Here is a 19,444-nt window from a genome sequence, read left to right as displayed (position 1 = left end):
TATGGCATTCGTTGATGAAATAAAACTTCATTTGAAAGCCGGCAAGGGGGGCGACGGTGTTGTTCGCTGGCTTCACGAGAAAGGTAAACCACTGATGGGCCCTGCTGGCGGGGATGGTGGTAACGGTGGCGATGTTTTTGCTCTCGCCAAAAGACAGATGCACGGTCTTGCTAGATATGCTCATAAAAAAATATATGAGGCAGAAAAAGGGGATAATGGGGCCAAAAATAGCCTGCATGGTAAGGGTGGAGACGATTTGATATTAGAGTTTCCAATTGGGACAATAATAATAAACCAGGCTACCGGCGAGAAATTTTCTTTAACAAAAGAAGACGAAAAGATAATGTTGCTTAAGGGTGGTCGCGGTGGTTTGGGTAACGAGCGATTTAAGAGCTCAATCAACAGAAGTCCAAAAGAATTCACCTTGGGCAAAGAAGGGGAAGAGGCCGATTTTGCAATCGAGCTTCAGTTGTTTGCGGATTTAGGTTTGGCTGGGTTGCCGAATGCTGGTAAAACTAGTCTTTTAAATATTTTAACTCGCTCACAGGGCAAGGTCGCCGACTACGCGTTTACGACACTTGAACCAAACCTTGGCGATATGCACGGTTTTATTGTGGCTGATATCCCGGGTCTTATCGAAGGGGCTTCAGAAGGAAAGGGGCTTGGGCATAAATTTTTGCGACACATAAAGCGAACGAGCATAATCGCGCACATCATTTCTCTTGAGAATAAAAATTTGAAGGACGCATATCAAGCGGTGCGAGCAGAACTTGAAGCTTTTGATTCAGATTTGGCAAAAAAGAAAGAAGTAGTTATTTTAACAAAGACAGATGTGCTACCAGATGGAGAGCTATCAAAAATAATTACAGCGGTGAAGAAACTAAACAAAGAGGTGTACGCAGTGTCTCTTTATGATGACAAATCTATTAAAGAAATAGAGGATAATCTCGTGAAGCTTCTACGCAAAGCAACAGCGGAAAAAGCAAAAAAAGATTAAATCGCATTAAAATATAAGGTCGAACCTTGTAGAAGTGCGAATATGCTATAATTTTTTCTTATGGAATATAAGGCGACAATTGGCTTAGAAATACACGCAGAGTTGAAGACCAGGACAAAAATGTTCTGTAACTCAAAGAATGATCCGGACGAAAAACGCCCTAATGTTAATATTTGTCCTGTTTGCATGGCTCACCCTGGAACACTGCCTGTTATCAACAAGGAGGCTGTTAAACACGTTATTAAGGTTGGATTAGCCTTGGGTGGAAATATCGCTGATTTTACGGAATTTGATCGCAAAAACTATTTTTACCCAGACATTCCGAAGGGCTATCAGTTGAGCCAGTATCAGTACCCAATTGTGTCTGGTGGAAGCCTAAATGGCATTCAAATTACCAGAGTGCACCTAGAGGAAGATACTGCAAAGTCTAACCATGAAAAAGGGGACTATACTCTAGTCGACTTTAATCGTGCTGGAGTACCACTTATGGAGCTTGTTACAGAGCCTGTTGTGAAGGACGCCACCGAAGCGGGTGCTTTTGCTCGTGAACTTCAGCTTTTACTACGCTGTTTAGGTGCAGGTGAGGCAAATATGGATAAAGGTGAAATGCGTGTGGAGGCGAACATTTCAGTCTCTAAAACAGACAAATTTGGCACCAAGGTTGAAGTTAAGAACATAAACTCCTTTAGGGCTGTTGAGAAGGCGATAGATTACGAAATAAAGCGACAAATCGAGCTTATTGAAGAAGGTGGAGAGGTTAAGCAGGAAACACGTGGATGGGATGAAAATAAGGGAGTAACATTTTCTCAGCGAGAAAAAGAGAGTTCTCATGATTATCGCTATTTTCCAGACCCAGACCTTCCAAAGCTAAAATTAAGAGAAGTCCCAGAATTTGATCTTGAGAAATTGCGAAGCGAACTCCCAGAGTTGCCTTGGCAAAAGCGCGAGAAATACATTACTAAGTTTGGTATGAAATCAGAACAAGCGGAAATGTTTGTTCAAAGTGATACTTTTGCCTCATTTTTCAATAGCCTTGTTTTAGGAAAGGAGAATCTTTCTCCAGAAATTATCGCGGGCTATGTTAATTTCATTACTTCAGATCTTGCTGGTTTATTAAAAGATTCGACAAACAAAGTTCCGAGTGTAGAAAATTTTGATGAGCTAATGACCTTGTGGGGGAAGAAGGAAATAACAACACGAACAGCAAAAGATATTTTGGCTATCATGGTACGTGACGACAAGAACCCTACACAACTTATGAAAGAAAATAATCTCACAGTATCCGCGAGTGGTTCTGATTTGGATTTGGTTGTTAAGAAAATAATTGATGCTAACGACAAAGTGGTTGCAGACTACAAAGCAGGGAAGGATGCAGCACTACAATTTTTGGTTGGACAATGTATGAAAGAAACTCGTGGCTCCGCAGACCCAGCATCTCTTCGAGAAACTATAATTAGAATCATTAACGCATAAAATTTTAGCGACCACAAAAAAACACCTCGACAAACATCGAGGTGTTTTTTATTGATGATATTAATTTGTTAAATTATCAAAAATTAGTCTTTGAGATGTTTTACTTTTAGAACGTGTACGCGAGTGTTCAGTTTTTTGCGTGTTGTTTTTTTCTCTACACCCATTTCTATTTTTTTCATAACAGCATCAAGTTCATGGCGATTATACAGACGATAGTTATTCATTGGGTGACGAGAAGCGTTTAGCTTTCCGCTGTTGTCCCAATTACGAAGAGTCAGGGGAGTGACGCCCAAGTACTTTGAAGCTTCTTTTATTGTGAGGAATCGTTTTTCCATAGGAATGATATAATGTACTTCATAGTATATTCGAAAACAAGTAAGTTATGAAATGGCACCCATTAGTTAAAATTTTGTTCTGCGCTTTTATGATAGCGGTAATAGTACGAGTTTTCTTTGTTGATTCGTTTTCTGTGAGTGGGGACTCAATGGCTCCAACTATAAATAATGGAGAATACGTAATTATTAACCGCTTAGCATACCTTTTTGGGCAACCAAAAAAGGGGGATATTATAGTCACGCAACCACGCGGATCTTATAAGAAAATTATTAAAAGAATTGCCGGTATTCCGGGAGATAGATTGGAGATATCTGGAACAACTCTCGTTATTAAAAAAGATAGAAATGATGTCGGGCAGATTGTGGAGTCGCTCGATTTTAGTGACTTAAAAGGTTACGTGAAACAAAATTCTGAGCAAAATAATCCAACAGTCTTTACGGTTGATCCATACGAATATTTTGTTCTGGGAGATAACAGGGCAGTTAGCATAGATTCAAGAAGATTAGGTGCTACAGATGCCTGGGATATCAAAGGAAAGGTATTTGCGAAGTTTACCTATAAACCCTTTAAATATATCAATCTTTAATAATATATCTATCAAGGTTTAGTAATGTTTATTAAAATACTCGCTTCAACAAAAAAACGATCAGACTTAACCTTTTAATTTTCGAATTTGGCACTCATTTTGTCTTCCTTAAAAATCTCCAAAAATTTTGTTTGGAGATTTTTTGTTGTCGCCATCTTTTGATGGTTTATTTCATCTTTTTGTTATTTTTTGATTTTTCTTTAGAAAAATATTTTTGAAAATATTTTTTAATTTTTGTTGTAAATTTTGTCACTTATCCCCAAGATTTTTCTCTTGTATATTTTGGTTAGATGCTAAAATAACTATAAATCACGCGCCGATACATCGTATCGGATACCACATGAACTTTAACTTAGGAGCCAAAAATTTTTTCAAAAATGACCACTCAAACAATGAGTGGATTCCTCTAAGCCTAGCGGCAAAGTTGACCCCCTACAGTTCGGAGTACCTAAGTCTCCTTGCTCGCAAAAAGAAGCTTTCAGCTAAAAAGATCGACAATACCTGGTACACGACAAAAGCCATTGTTGACGAGTACATGCACCGACAGATGGTTCGAGCCCAGATTCAAAATGGCTCACTCGATAGCGGAAAGATTAAGCCAATTTTTGAAAGGGCTTCGGAGGTCACATCAGCTTCGGTTGCTACGCCAAAAATCTCAAGCCCTGTTTTTGCAGAGGAAGTTTTCGTAAAGGAAAAGGTGCGTCCAAGTTTTGCAGAATTTCCACATCCTAATTTTGCATCAGTTGTAAAACCAGAAACATCGACTGAAAAAAATGTTCATATAGTAGAGAGAGGAGAAGAGAAATCTTTCTTTATGAATGAGTTTAAAAAGATTGGAGAATCTCTTAGTACACTAAATTCAAAAATTGAAAAAACTCAAGAAGAGAAAATAGCTGAAGAGAATAATAAAAAAATAAAATCAACTGAAAAAAGCGCACCACTAATTCCACCACTCGCACCAAAGGTTACAATCGTTCCGGAAATAAAAGAGAAAGTTGCTGAAGCTCCAAAACCATTTGATATTTCAGCTGCAGTTAAAAGAGAAATCAGTTCACAACTTGAAGGTTCGATAGTTTCTCCAATATCTGTTGTTTCTCGACCAATGACAGCTGCTTCGAAAATAAAATTCGGAGCACTCACACTAACGGCGCTCGTTCTATTTATCATCTTGCCTATCCCTGTTGTTTTTGGAATGTTCGATACTTCTTTGCATGCGGTAAAAGATTGGATGAAAGATTCGCAAACAGTTCTCGGTTTTCGTCCGGGGACACATGCGAACGAGTTGCTTCTACTTAATGATAATGGTGAGATTTCGATTCTCGGTTCTATTGAAACTGAAGGTCAATTAAAATCATTTGCAAAGCAAGGTATTCCTCCACTTGTTGTTACTTCTTCTACAACAGTGGCAAATTTGAGTGTGCAGTATTTGAACGGTTTATCTTCAGATGATCTCACCGCCATAATCACGGACACTGTTATAAAGAAGATTAGTTCTTCTGGAATATTAGTATCGGCGTCTGGCTCACAAACAACCAACATCACCCTTGGAACAACAGAAGAAGCTTTGGACAAGAGGCTCACTGAACTAGCCAACCTACTAAAGAGCGAGATCTACCGAGTGTCTTCAAATGCCACCACAAATTACAACAACAATTTCTCCGCCATTGCTCTTACACAAAGAATCGACAATTTGTCGAATGTCCGAATCAACAATGCAATCATAACCAATTCAACTTTCTCTGGAACAACTGGAACTTTCGAGACTCTTACAGTAAATGGCACTGGTTCATTCGTGGCACTTTCAGCAAATAGTTTTAATACACAGAGTTTGACTGCTACTGGAATTTCAAATCTTGCAACAACAACTATCGCAAGCCTCACCGTTACCAACCTTTCATCATTTCAGGATGTGACATTTGCAAACGCAACAGGCACATCTGCAACAACGACGAACTTCTTTGCCTCCATCCTTCACGCTGCAACAGGAGTCATTGATACATTTTCTTCTTCGGTCGCTGCGTTCACTGATTACACGGCAGTAAATGGCACGACAACAAACGCAACATCAACAAATCTTTTCGCACAAAATATTACCGCAGGTAATATCACTGCGACTGGCACTGCTTCGTTCGCAACAACATCGGCAACAAGTTTAGTTGTCACAGGTTCGTCTTCATTTGCGACAACATCGGCAACAAATCTATTAGTCACAGGTTCATCAACACTTCAGGATTTTACTTTTAACAACGCAACTGGGACATCTGCAACAACAACGAACTTCTTCGCAGCTACCGCTTCATCAACAAATCTTTTCGCCTCACTCTTGAATGTCGGTAACAATTCTTTGGTTGTTAGCTCAAATGGTAATGTCGGCATTGGTACAAGCTCCCCAACAGACGTCTTTTCAGTGGAAGGGCCTATCTATCTTTCAGAAAATGGCGCACCAATGACTGTTTTTGATAATCGTCTCTACAACAATGCTGGAGTTTTGTACTTTGGTGGTGTTGCTGTGGGTACTGGTCTTGGAAGTATTGATTGGTCATATTTCAATGGTTCTGGAACAAGACTTTCAACAACAACCAACCAAGTTTTGATTGGCGCGGTGTCTACTACTACTTCAGCAAAACTTGAAGTTATAGGTGATACATATATATCAGGTCTAACAAATCTTTTTGGGGGAGTTATCTCAAACGCTTCAACTTCTACAATTTCAAATCTTTCTATCCTCAACAGCACGACGACGAATGCAACATCCACCAATTTATTCACCACACTTTTCCACGCAACATCAGGAGTTATAGATAATCTTTCTTCCTCGTTTGCTTCCATCACTGAGTACACGGCGATAAATAGCACGACAACAAATGCAACGACAACAAATCTTTTTGCACAAAATATTACTGCGACAAATATCACCGCGACAGGTACCGCTTCGTTTGGCACAACAACACTTACAAATCTCGCTGTTACAAACACAAGTACCTCAACATTCAATGGTGGACTTACAATTGGTGGTTCTCAATTTGTAGTACAAAGCTCAACAGGTAATGTTGGAATTGGAACAACGAGTCCTTTTGGAAGACTTGATATTACTAATCCTGTTTTAAGCTCGCCAAGTTTAGTAATTGGTGACCCTCTTACATCAGGTGTTAATAGGTTTTCTATTGGAACAAGGTTAGGTAGCGGTAGTGCTTCTGGTTTAGCTTTTTCTCCAGCTGGTGGTGTAACAGAATTATTCACAAGTGCTGTTGATGCGCAACTCTATGCATATAATGCTGCGGGGACCAGAACAATACAATTAAGAACAACAGGAGATTCGTATTTGAATGGTGGCAACGTCGGTATCGGCACCACCTCACCATTCGCCAAACTCTCTGTAGCAGGTGATGCATACATCGGAGGCAATCTCACAGCAACAGGCACAGTTTCTTTCTTGGGCGGGCTTACATCATTATCTAATCTTTGGGTTACGGGATCATCAACACTTCAGGATTTCACTTTCAATAATGCAACAGGGACATCGGCAACAACAACAAATCTTTTTTCGACAACAGCATCATCAACAAATCTTTTCTCCTCACTCTTAAATGTGGGTTCAAACGCGCTTGTCGTTACATCAAACGGAAAAGTTGGAATAGGGACTTCATCACCTCTTGGTAAGCTTGATATCGCAGGGGCAAATTCATTAGGAAATGCGATTGTAATTGGTCGCGGTGCGGGAGCAAACAGCGGAGTTGGCGCTGCTCTATATGCAATAGACCAAGCCACAGTTCAATTTACCGCAACTAATGGTGGTACTGTTGGCGTTAACTCAGATACTTTTGTTGCAGGCTCATCTTTTGTTGGAAATTTAATTAGGCCAACAGTAACTGGAGGGACAATAAGTATCTTAGATCGTTACTTGGGTACACCAACGATAACATTCACTGGCACCACTCAAAACGTCGGCATCGGCACCACCTCACCATTTGCAAAACTATCAGTCGCGGGTGACGCATACATCGGAGGTAATCTCACAGCAACAGGCACACTCACAGCTCCATACTTCACTGCAACATCTCTTACTCAGGCTTCAACATTCCCATACGCATCAACAACAGCACTCACATCGTCTGGTTCTGCATACTTTGCAACAGCGGGTGGTAATGTGGGAATTGGCACAGCAAACCCTGCGGTCAAACTAGACATAGGTGGAGGATCAAACTACACCAACACAACAGGAGTAAATCAATTCTTTTCACCAACAGGAAAGATAATCCAAGTTCGTGACACAAACCAATCATCCTTAAACTTAATATCAGATGTTGATACAAACGGAGCAACACTAGGAGCAATTGCTTTCTCTCGCTCAGGAGGACAAGCAGATTCCCACGTAAACGTCGCTGGAATAAATTCCACACAAGTTGGTACAGGTGCATTATCCGGAGGAACACTACAATTCTGGACAAAATCAAACGGTGGTTCTGTCACTGAGCCTCGTATGATTATTGATAACGCTGGTAATGTTGGGGTTGGGACAACAACGCCTGGTTCTCGCCTCTCAATTTCTGGTGGTGTATCAATTGGAGCAAATTATGGAGTACCCGCTCCAACAAACGGTTTGATAGTGGAAGGAAATGTTGGAATTGGTACAAATAATCCAGGCGCATTGCTTGATGTGGCAGGAGATGCTCGCATTAGTAGTGTTTACGGTAAATTAGAAATTGCTCCGAGCGGGTACGGACACCTCGGTTTTAGGAATTCATACTATTGGATGGGAGTGAAAACAGGGACTCCTTTTGGTATTACTGATCCGCTTATTATTAATGCGGGTGCAAATCGTGGAGTAGTGATTGCGAATAGTGCTACGATAGGAGCAAACGGGACAGTAACTGGCGGTACAGTTACTGCTTATTTTAGCCCGAATGGTAACGTCGGCATTGGCACCACCTCACCATTCGCAAAGCTATCGGTTGCAGGTGATGCATACATCGGAGGTAACCTCACAGCAACGGGTACAGTATCATTCCAAAACTTCACATTCGTAAACGCAACGGGTACATCAGCAACAACAACGAACTTCTACTCCACCACCGCATCATCAACAAACCTATTTTCTTCAGTATTAAATGTTGGTTCAAATGCTCTCGTTGTCGCATCAAATGGAAACGTTGGAATTGGGACGACGAGTCCAATAGCTCAACTACAAGTTAATGGACAAGTAGCCATAGGAACAACTACTCGTACCAATTTTAATCCAGCTGATTCTGCTTTAGATGTCTACGCACCAGCTAAATTTATATATGTTGATTCTGATGCTGCCGGTGAGTGGGGGCTTAAGTTTAGAGGTGCGTCTGGTGGTGGTTTTGTAGATATTTTTAAATACACAGCAAACGGCACGACTGGCGAAATTAAGATTGGCGGTGTTTTTGCTACATACTTCCCAACATTTTACTCGGGCAATGCGGAACGAATGAGAATTACAACCGCAGGCAACGTCGGCATCGGCACCACCTCACCATTCGCCAAACTCTCTGTAGCAGGTGATGCATACATCGGAGGTAATCTCACAGCAACGGGTACAGTATCATTCCAAAACTTCACATTCGTAAACGCAACGGGTACATCAGCAACAACAACGAACTTCTACTCCACCACCGCATCATCAACAAACCTATTTTCTTCAGTATTAAATGTTGGTTCAAATGCTCTCGTTGTCGCATCAAATGGAAACGTTGGAATTGGGACGACGAGTCCGTCTGCAAAATTGCAAATAGGGAGCATCGCGACAACTCCTGTTGCTTCTACAGAAACAGGAATATCTCTTGGTAATACATACAGCTTAACCGCTGGAAGTAATTTAAAGTTGAAGTTATATGAAGCAGGGAGTGTTAATTACGGATTAGGTATAAGTAGTGGTTCTCTTGATGTTGTGGCCGGTCAATCAACTGGAGTTATAAATTTTTATACCAACGGCACAGGGGGCACTTCCAAAATGATTATAAACGCCTCCGGCAACGTCGGAATCGGGGCAAGTAATCCTTCCGAAAAATTATCTATCGGACCAGTTTCAGCAGATGCTGGTTCTAGAAAAGCCATATTGTTTGAGATAGGTGGATGGGCCGATCCATCTACTCCAAGCACACAAGGGTCGGGTGAAAAAATTATTCTTTTAAAGAACGGCTCGGTTGAAAAAACTGTAATCGGTTTAGACGCGAATAATTCCATGTGGTTTCAAACTCACGGGTCTTCGGCCGGATACCGTTTCTTCACTGGTGCTTCTGGTGCATCAGCTGTTTCAAACGAGAGATTAACTATTTTGAATAATGGCAACGTCGGTATCGGCACCACAACTCCTTGGGCAAAGCTTGCAGTTAATCCAGTTGCGGGAGATACAAACCAGTTTGTTGTTGGTTCATCGTCGGCAACAAGTTTTGTAATTAACCCCGCAGGGAAAGTCGGTATCGGGACATCATCTCCTTTTACAAATCTTTCCATTGTTGGTAGTGGATATTTTTCTGGAGCTTTAGGAATTGGGACAACAAACTCTATTGCTGGCACTCTTGAAACATCGGGAAATATAGGAGCAGGAAGTCAACTTTTAATTCGTGGTTTAACAAATTGTAGTTCAGGCTCTCAGGCTCTTAAGACTGATGGTGCAGGTCAAGTATCTTGCGGAAGCATCACTGCACTCGGAGGAACATCTGCCGGTGGTTGGACATGGATTTCTCCAGACCAGGTAAATCTTGCGACAACATCCGACTATGTTGTTATCGGAACAAGTACATCAACTCCATACGCAAAGCTTTTCGTAACTTCTGGCGCACCAGCAACAACAACTTTGGCAATAAGTGCAGTATCAGGTCAGACAGCAGATGTTTTCCAAATTTATAACAACACACTTGCGTTAGATTCAGTCTTCACAGCAAGTGGACTTTTAGGACTTGGTACAACATCTCCATCTTCTAATTTTAAATTGTCAGTAGCTGGAAGTGGATATTTTACCGGCGATGGTTATTTTGGTGGAAATATTACAGCTCAAAATATAAACGGAGCAGGTTCTGTCACATTCTCATCTCTTGGAAAAAATATGGTTATCACGACTGATGAAAACGGCACTCTTGTTTCATCATCATCTCCACAAGTTTCTGCAATCTTTGCCACATCAACAACAGCAACTTCAACTTTTGCAGGAGGAATTACAGGACCAAATAATTTCACTGTTCAATCATCGAGTGGCCGTGTTGGAATCGGGACAACTAATCCAACAAACCAACTTAGTGTAAGGACGGGTATTTCAGGGGCGTCTGCATACCCAACTGCAACAGCATCATTTGAAAGTTCAGGCAACTCATATCTTAACTTCCTTACACCAAACGCAAGTGAATCAGGGATTCTTTTTGGGAATGTTTCCTCAAACGTTGCCGGGGGAATTGTTTATAATAGCGTGGCTGGTGGTACGGTAAACGGCCTTCAGTTCAGAGTAAATGGTAATAGTACAAAGATGGTTATCGGTTCTTCGGGTCTAGTCGGCATCGGATCTACATCACCATTTGCAAAACTTTCTGTTCAAGCCACAGCAGGAGACTCTACTCCATTATTCACAATCGCAACATCAACAAATGGCGCTGGCACAACAACCGCATTTCATGTCGCAAGTAATGGAAATATTGGTATCGGAACAAATGTTCCTTCTCGCTCACTTGATATAGTTGCTGCTGATACTTTTAGCACAGGCTCTTTGACGGGTGGACCAATGATTAGTCTTTACGATAATGGCGGTTTCTCTGGCTCTCGTCGTTTTACTTTGCAAAATACTCGCGATGCTACAAACAATGCACTTTTGTTTAATTTAGAAAATGATGCTGGCACATCTTTGGTTAGAAATGTTTTGACACTGCAATCAAACGGCAACGTGGGCATCGGCACCACGACACCGTACGCGAAACTTTCAGTTGCAGGTCCTGTCGTTGCAGGATACTTCACAGCAACATCAACCACAGCAACATCAACATTTGGATATAGCGTTAGTTTAGATAGTGGATGTTATGCCATCGCCGGTGTTTGTGTGGCTAGTTCAAATAGTACCTTCGGAGGTGGTTCTGCCGGTGCGATGACTTACTGGATAAACAGCAACACCTTAGGCGCAACGACTTCTCCCACAGTTGGTTATTTAGTTGCAACATCAACAACAGCAACTTCAACTTTTGCTGGAGGAATCACTGGACCAAATAACTTCACAGTTCAATCATCGAGCGGAAATGTGGGGATTGGGACGACGAGCCCACAAGCAAATCTTGAGGTAGCAGCAATTGCTCCAATTTTAAGAATAACTTCAAACGGTGTGGTAGGTGGGCAAACAGCAGGCATCTATCTTACAAGTACATCAAACGGTGCACCTTTTACGAGTTCTATAACGCAAGGCAACAATGGTGCTTATTTAAATATTGCATCTCCAAACAATGGTGGGGTAAATGGTTACATGACTTTTTCTCCAGCGGGAACAGAAGCTGTAAGATTATTAACAAACGGCAACGTCGGTATCGGCACCGCGTCACCAACATATAAACTTTCTGTTGAGGGAACATCAACACTTGGCAATCAAGCAATTGCAGGATACTTCACAGCAACATCAACCACAGCAACTTCAACTTTTGCTGGTGCTGTTGGTATCGGCTCATCAACACCTGGTTATAAATTATCAGTCGCTGGTTCAGCATATTTTGACGGTGGAAATATTACAGTCTCAACCATCACCGCCACATCGTCGGTTTCAGCACTTTCATACAATGTGCTTTCTGCTGGAATCGGCACTGGTTATCAATTGGGCGGGACAAGCGTGTTGAATTATGTTGGTGGCGTCACTCGTTTAAATGATCTTGGCGGAGGTATATCACTTCGCACAAATAGCACAGATCGTTTGTATGTAGATACAGCGGGCCTCGTCGGAATTGGCGATATTAGTCCTACTTATAAACTAGACGTCACAGGTGATGCTCGATTCACTTCTTTCGTAGATGCTTCACATTTTGTTGCAACATCAACCACTGCCACATCAACATTCGCTGGAGGTCTCACTGTCGGTTCCACAAATCTATCTGTCCCACCAACAGGCAACGTCGGCATCGGCACAGCAAACCCTGCAGTCAAGTTAGATATCGGTGGAGGATCAAACTACACCAACACAACAGGAGTAAATCAATTCTTTTCACCAACAGGAAAGATAATCCAAGTACGTGACACAAACCAATCATCCTTAAACTTAATATCAGATGTTGATACAAACGGAGCAACACTAGGAGCCATCGCATTCTCTCGCTCAGGAGGACAAGCAGATTCCCACGTAAACGTCGCTGGAATAAATTCCACACAAGTCGGCACAGGTGCATTATCCGGAGGAACACTACAATTCTGGACAAAATCAAACGGTGGTTCTGTCACTGAACCTCGCATGGTTATTGATAACGCTGGTAATGTTGGGGTTGGGACAATTACTCCAGATTCTTTCAAACTTCAAATTGCTGGAAATGTCGGACCAAACACAGACAATTCTTATGACTTAGGTTCTTACCTTTTGCGTTTTAGAAATCTTTATGTAGCAAATATTTTTTCTTCAAGTTCACCAACATTTTCATCTTTGGGTAAGCATATGGTCATCACGACCGATGCAAACGGCACTCTTGTTGCATCATCAACCCCACAAGTCGCTGCAATCTTTGCAACATCAACAACAGCAACTTCAACATTTGCAGGAGGAGTAACTATGGGCACGAATGGTTTTGTTTATCAGCGAACAACAGGAAATGTTGGGATTGGTATGTCACCGACTTATGGAGGAAAGCTTGAGGTAAACGGCTCAATATTTATGGTCGGTGCGAGTTCTGGTTTACAACAAGTTGGTGGAAGCACAGGGATTCTTTCTTGGCGTGGCGGTATAAGCAGTTTGGGTGATAACACAAGTCTTCCTAGTTTGAAACTTGTGCGTGAGGGTGGGGCAGTTGCCACTGATTTAATTCAAACATACACCGACAACGGCACAACACCAGCATTCTTCGTTAAAGGTAATGGTAGCGTCGGGATCGGCACAACGACACCAGGTAGCAAGTTGAGTATATCTGGCGGTGTATCAATTGGTGCAAATTACGGCACTGCTTCGCCAACAAACGGACTATCTGTTGAAGGGACAACTTTAATTGGAACACAAACTGCTGGGGCCAATGGTCTTTTGCAGGTTGCTGGTGATATCGGCCTTTCTGGAACTAGAACTATTCGCCCAGCATCTAACTCAGACACAGACACTTTACGTTTTCTTGGAACACAAATCGTCGTAGGTACAACAAACTCAATTGCATATGGGTATAGTGGAGGAGGGCTTATTGCTTCAAAGTCTAATAGTGCAAGTGCTATCCTTTTGGATGTCGGCAGTAATAGTGGTACTAACAACTTAAAGGTAACTAATGATGGAAGTGGTTTAACAGGAACAATGACCTATATGGGTGGAAATGTAGGTATCGGCACGACGACACCGTTCAGTAAATTATCAGTGACAGGTGCAGGCACAGGTACAGGGCGAGGATTCTCAGTTGCCAACTCAAGTGAACTTGATAACTTCTATGTATTAGATAATGGCAATACCTACACGAGAGGTAATGTCGGCATCGGCACCACAACACCCGGAGCACCTCTTCATGTGCAAGGCAATGCTATTTTAGGAAACAGAGGAACTCTAGGTTCATGGGAATTTACACAAAATACTTTTTCTCATTATTATGGTAGCGACGTAACAAATCCAAGATTTGCATACCAAAGAGATACAGTTCCATCAGGAGGAAGTTCTGGAACGCTACTTTTTGCAAATAGCACTCAAACTTTTGCCGCCGGTGGTGCAGGGTTGGGAGCGCCAGCCGCTGGGGTGCTCGCTTTTTTCACAAGCAATGGTTCTGCTTTGGTTGAACGTTTGCGCATAACAAGCGCAGGCCTCGTCGGCATCGGCACCACCTCACCATTCGCAAAACTCTCTGTGGCAGGTGACGCATATATCGGAGGTAATCTTACAGCAACAGGTACGGTCTCTTTCCAAAATTTCACATTTGTTAATGCAACAGGAACATCGGCAACTACAACCAACTTCTACTCAACCACTGCATCATCAACAAATCTTTTCGCGACGTTACTTGCAGTTGGTGGAAACAAACTTGTCACAACAGCGGGCGGTAATGTAGGTATCGGTACGGCGAACCCAACTGTGAACGTTGACGTTAATGGTGCTGGCGACACATACGTCAGAGTCAATTCGCCAGACGCAAACACATCCGGATTTTTGTACAACAAAGCAGGTGTGCAAAAGTGGTTTACATACGTGCCATCAAGTAGCAACGATTTGCGTTTTTATGACAACACACTCAATGACAGAGTTACATTCCAAGTTGGTGGAAATGTTGGAATTGGAACGACGAATCCAGACTCAAAACTACATGTTGTAGGAACAGATTCAGACACACTTCTTAAACTTCGAGGTACTAACGTCACTTTGATTGGACGCACAGATAGTACTGGAAATGGTAATGGGTATTTCGGTACACTTGCCGGACATGACTTGAACTTCGTTACAAACAATACCGCTAAAATTACTGTACAAAACTCAACGGGTAATGTCGGCATCGGGACGACGACGCCAGCACAAAAGTTAACGGTAAATGGTGGCCTCATGGTTGAGGGTGGCTCGGCTCCCGTCGGCTATAACGCAGGGGCTCTTTATTGGTCTGGTAACGTTTTTCAGATTGAAGGTAGAACGTCAACAGGATTTGCTTCCAATCGGTATGAAGGCGTCCAGCACATTTTCAATGTATCGGGAAGTGAGAAGGCCAGGATAGACCCAAACGGCAACGTCGGCATTGGGACGGCGAGCCCAGGAAGTTTATTGCATGTTCAAGGAAATATTCAAATAGGAGATAACACAACCGCAAACGGAGCGTTCATACAGCGCACTGCTGCTGCTGGATGGGGAGATGTAATACAAGTCTATAGGGCCGGAGTAAATGTCTGGAATCTTCAGAATAATCCAGCAAACTCTTATGCACGATTTACCAACGGTTTGATTGTTGACGGCAAAATCGGCCTCGGCACCACCACACCAACAGTCTTACTCACAGTAGGTTCATCAACACCAGACAGCATAGCTTCAACAAACTACTACAACTCTGCATACATATCAGGTGATCTAGAAGTAGATGGAACAATCTATGGCACAACAGCTCCTGTCTACTCATCACTAGGTAAGCACATGGTTATCACCACTGATGGCTCAGGTACTCTAGTCGCATCATCATCTCCACAAGTCTCTGCGATCTTTGCTACCTCCACTACTGCGACGAGTACGTTTGCTGGAGGAATCACAGGACCAAATAATTTTATTGTCCAGCAAAATTCAGGAAATGTTGGAATTGGAATTGCAAACCCAAGCACAATTTTAAATATAAAAGGTCTTGATCCAACATTATATATTCAGAGCAATGGTGGTTCTGCTTCAAGTATTAAATTTGATACCGGTCACAGTTTTTACTTAACAGACGGCACCACTCAATTTGTAAGTGCTCTCAATGTTGGTTCGGGTAATGATTTAGAGATTAAGGCACGCAACAGTTCTGATGCGGACATTGGTTTTGTAACAGGAAGTGCACAGCGACGAATGACAATCACATATGCCGGTAATGTTGGCATTGGAACATCGACACCAGGTAACCTGCTTACAATGCAAGCGACAAATCCGAATATTCAGCTCTCCACTAATAGTGGTGGAACAGGAGTTATGTCTTCTATTTCGCACGATGTCCTTGGTCTTGCTCGCACATCGGTCGGATTCGGTACAATTACTGGCGGACAGGGGTTCGTGTCTTTTTCGACAGGTTCCGGTTCTTTAAGTGAAACCATGCGAATAGTAAGCGGCAACGTCGGTATCGGCACCACCTCACCATTCGCAAAACTTTCTGTTCAAGCAACAGCTGGTGGCTCAACTCCACTATTCACAATTGCATCATCAACAAGTGGTGCGGGAACATCAACGGCACTACATGTCACGAGCAATGGAAATGTGGGAGTTGGGACAGTAGTGCCAAGTTCAATACTTCATGTCTCACAACCGGGAACAGCAAGTTCTCAGGGGATGATTAGATTCTTGCAACCTTCATTGGCTGACGGAAATTATATGTCGATGGACTTCGGCAGGGCCGAAGCAACCAACGAAAGTGCTGGCTATTTTTATAAATATGCAACCGGCGATAATTCAATATTAGGTTTGTATCACTACGGAGACAGCGGTATTAACGGACAAGGATTGATTGTTAAAAAGGGTGGCAATGTTGGTGTCGGCACCACTAGCCCATGGGGACTCCTTTCTGTAAACCCAAATGGCATCACTGGTCCTGCTTTCGTTGTCGGAAGTTCAACTGCGACAAGTTTCGTTGTTGATAATGGTGGCAGAATAGGTATAGGTACAAGTACCCCAAATGGTAATTACAAATTATCCATAGTAGGGGGGACATATATTCATGGGGCTGACAATGACGGAATATATTTTGCAAACTCAGCAGTCAATGACGTGGACAGAGTTTACAAGGTAACGACCAACACCATGGGAACTGATGCAAGGTGGGCCGTAAGTAACGGATCCGTTGGTGCACCTGGTTTTGCATTTGTCGCGGACTTGGCAAGCGGTATGTATGCTCCATCGGCAAGTAATATCGGACTTAATACAGCTGGAGTTGAAAGAATAAGAATTGATTCAACTGGCAACGTCGGCATCGGCACAACCTCACCATTCGCCAAACTCTCTGTAGCAGGTGATGCATATATCGGAGGAAACCTCACAGCAACAGGCACACTCACAGTAACAGGTGCCATCACAGCTCCATATTTCACTGCGACATCTCTCACTCAAGCTTCAACATTCCCATACGCATCAACCACAGCTATCACTTCATCTGGTTCTGCATACTTTGCAACTGCTGGTGGCAATGTCAGTGTCGGAGCAGGGGTGAATCCTGGATATCAAATGTGGGTGAATGGCACACTTGCAGCTAGTTCAACAATCATCACAGGGTCTGGTGTATCAAGTGATTTTCGTATTGCACGAATTGGTGGTGGTACCTACTTGAGTCTTAGTGCTGGAGGAGGTGCATATACTTCTTACAATTTTACTACCAGTGGAACACCGGTGATGAGCTTCCAGGGGAACAATGTCGCATTTGGTTCATTCTCTGGAGGTACGACTCAAATAGGAGGAACAGATACCGCAATATTTGGTGGCAACGTCGGCATCGGCACCACATCACCTTACGCAAAACTTTCAGTTGCCGGAGCTGTTGTCGCAGATTATTTCCACGCAACATCAACCACCGCAACATCAACGTTTGCTGGCGGGTTGAATGTTGGTTCAGATAGTTTGGTTTATGATTTTTCATCTGGAGTCACATCTATTTCAAGTTTAAATCTTGGAGCAACAAGTTTTGATGCCGACTCAGGTGCTCTTTCTTGGATTGATATGCCAGTGACATCTGATTCAGCAATCGGAACAGTTGAAAGCTACACTGCACACCTAGACGGCAACGCTCTGCTCACTGTTTATAGTGAGTCTGATGGGGTAGGTGGTATTCAAAATTATGGCGTTGGAATCGGATCATCAACTCCTTGGGCAAAACTTTCCGTAATGGGAACATCTGGTTCCACTCGTCCTGTGTTCCTAGTTTCAAGTTCAACAAACGCATCTATGTTAACTGTTGGTTACGACGGTAATGTCGGCATCGGGACCTCATCACCGTTCACCACACTCTCCGTTAACGGCTCAGGATTCTTTGGTGGCACACTCACAGCAACAAACATTACCGCGACAGGCACACTTTCATTTGCAAATCTATTAGCAACAGGTTCATCAACTCTTCAAAACTTCACATTCGTAAATGCGACAGGAACAAGTGCAACAACAACAAACTTCTACTCAACTACAGCGTCAACGACAAATTTGTTTGTCGGTGGAAATGTAGGAATTGGGACAAGTAATCCGCAATCCCCACTACATATCACCTCTAGTCTTTCTGATAATTGGAGAATTGGGACTGGCCGAACGTTTGCGTATTACTATAGCAGTGAAGCAAGTCCACGTTATCAGTTATATAACGGTGGTTCTCCTTCTATGGTAAATGGTTTGACAATGAAGATGTCAAGCACTGGTACTTTGGAAACCAACGGGGTTTCTGTAGTTACTATCGCAGAAAGAACTCTTGGTTTTGGTACTTCTAATGGCACTAATATAGTAGAAAGAATGAGAATAGATAGTAATGGTTTGGTCGGTATCGGCACAACGACACCGAATTCCGTTCTTTCAATTTCAAACTCTGCGACCACAGCTGTAAACACACCGCTATTCACTATTGCTTCAACAACAGCTGGAAATTCCACTACTACTTTAATGACTGTGCTTGCAAGCGGAAATGTCGGAGTTGGTACGGAAAATCCAAGCTCAAAATTCGTAATCAATCAGGGAAACATAACAAACAAGTATGCACTTTCACTGGAGAATCTTGGGGCAGGGACAGTAGGTATCAACTTGTCTTATGCTGGTGGGGGGACGATGGCCATTGGGCAACTAACAGGTGTCCAAAATCAAATTTATTCAGCAAACAGAACACTTAAGTTCTCTGTCTCGAACAGTGCCTATGACTCAGCACCACAAGCAATGTTGTTTACGCAAGATGCCAGCACCCCCACAAGAACGCTAGCAGTATTCCAAGGAGCATCATCACAAACTGCAGATATTTTTCAAGTTCAGAACTCAAGTTCAAGTGTATTATTTAACGTGAAAGGAAACGGCCTCGTCGGCATCGGCACCACCACACCAACAGTCTTACTCACAGTCGGCTCATCAACACCAGACAGCATAGCTTCAACAAACTACTACAACTCTGCATACATATCAGGTGATCTAGAAGTAGATGGAACAATCTATGGAACAACAGCTCCTGTCTACTCATCTCTTGGTAAGCATATGGTTATCACCACTGATGGCTCAGGCACACTTG

The 19,444-nt window shown here is 42.6% G+C and carries 5 protein-coding genes (1 of these 5 only partly in view); 4 read left to right on the top strand and 1 reads right to left on the bottom strand.

Going from position 1 to position 19,444, the window contains the following annotated elements; genetic code table 11:
* Position 1: 1 nt before the first annotated feature.
* Together obgE and gatB are read left to right on the top strand one after the other, a co-directional pair.
* Positions 2-997, top strand: coding sequence for a GTPase ObgE (obgE, locus tag WC724_02080; GenBank protein MFA6077788.1), 996 nt, complete (start codon positions 2-4; stop codon positions 995-997).
* A gap of 60 nt (positions 998-1,057) precedes the next feature.
* Positions 1,058-2,470: an Asp-tRNA(Asn)/Glu-tRNA(Gln) amidotransferase subunit GatB gene (gene gatB / locus WC724_02075; GenBank protein ID MFA6077787.1), complete on the top strand. Its 1,413-nt coding sequence runs from the start codon at positions 1,058-1,060 to the stop codon at positions 2,468-2,470.
* Between the two features lie 83 nt (positions 2,471-2,553).
* Here the strand turns inward: gatB and WC724_02070 are convergent, their stop codons facing one another.
* Entirely contained in the window at positions 2,554-2,805 is a 252-nt protein-coding gene (locus WC724_02070; GenBank protein MFA6077786.1) for a MerR family DNA-binding transcriptional regulator, read from the bottom strand.
* 47 nt (positions 2,806-2,852) lie between these two features.
* Here WC724_02070 and lepB point away from each other — a divergent pair, with 47 nt between their 5' ends.
* Complete coding sequence (gene lepB / locus WC724_02065) at positions 2,853-3,392, top strand: signal peptidase I (GenBank protein MFA6077785.1); 540 nt, start codon at positions 2,853-2,855, stop codon at positions 3,390-3,392.
* Between the two features lie 340 nt (positions 3,393-3,732).
* Positions 3,733-19,444: the 5' end (the start) of a tail fiber domain-containing protein gene (locus WC724_02060; GenBank protein ID MFA6077784.1), read on the top strand. It continues 16,076 nt past the right edge of the window; the window shows 15,712 of its 31,788 coding nt (coding positions 1-15,712); it begins with the start codon at positions 3,733-3,735; its stop codon lies beyond the right edge, outside the window.

The sequence above is a fragment of the Candidatus Paceibacterota bacterium genome (genome assembly GCA_041661305.1).
Lineage (GTDB): Bacteria > Patescibacteriota > Minisyncoccia > Phycocordibacterales > VMEP01 > VMEP01.
This window is presented reverse-complemented; position numbering and strand designations above follow the sequence as displayed.

What these genes read in the sequence shown, in the direction of transcription:
- lepB (MFA6077785.1), top strand. Translation starts at nt 2,853, where the DNA reads ATGAAATGGCACCCATTAGTTAAAATTTTGTTCTGCGCTTTTATGATA.
- obgE (MFA6077788.1), top strand. Translation starts at nt 2, where the DNA reads ATGGCATTCGTTGATGAAATAAAACTTCATTTGAAAGCCGGCAAGGGG.
- gatB (MFA6077787.1), top strand. Translation starts at nt 1,058, where the DNA reads ATGGAATATAAGGCGACAATTGGCTTAGAAATACACGCAGAGTTGAAG.
- WC724_02070 (MFA6077786.1), bottom strand. Translation starts at nt 2,805, where the DNA reads ATGGAAAAACGATTCCTCACAATAAAAGAAGCTTCAAAGTACTTGGGC.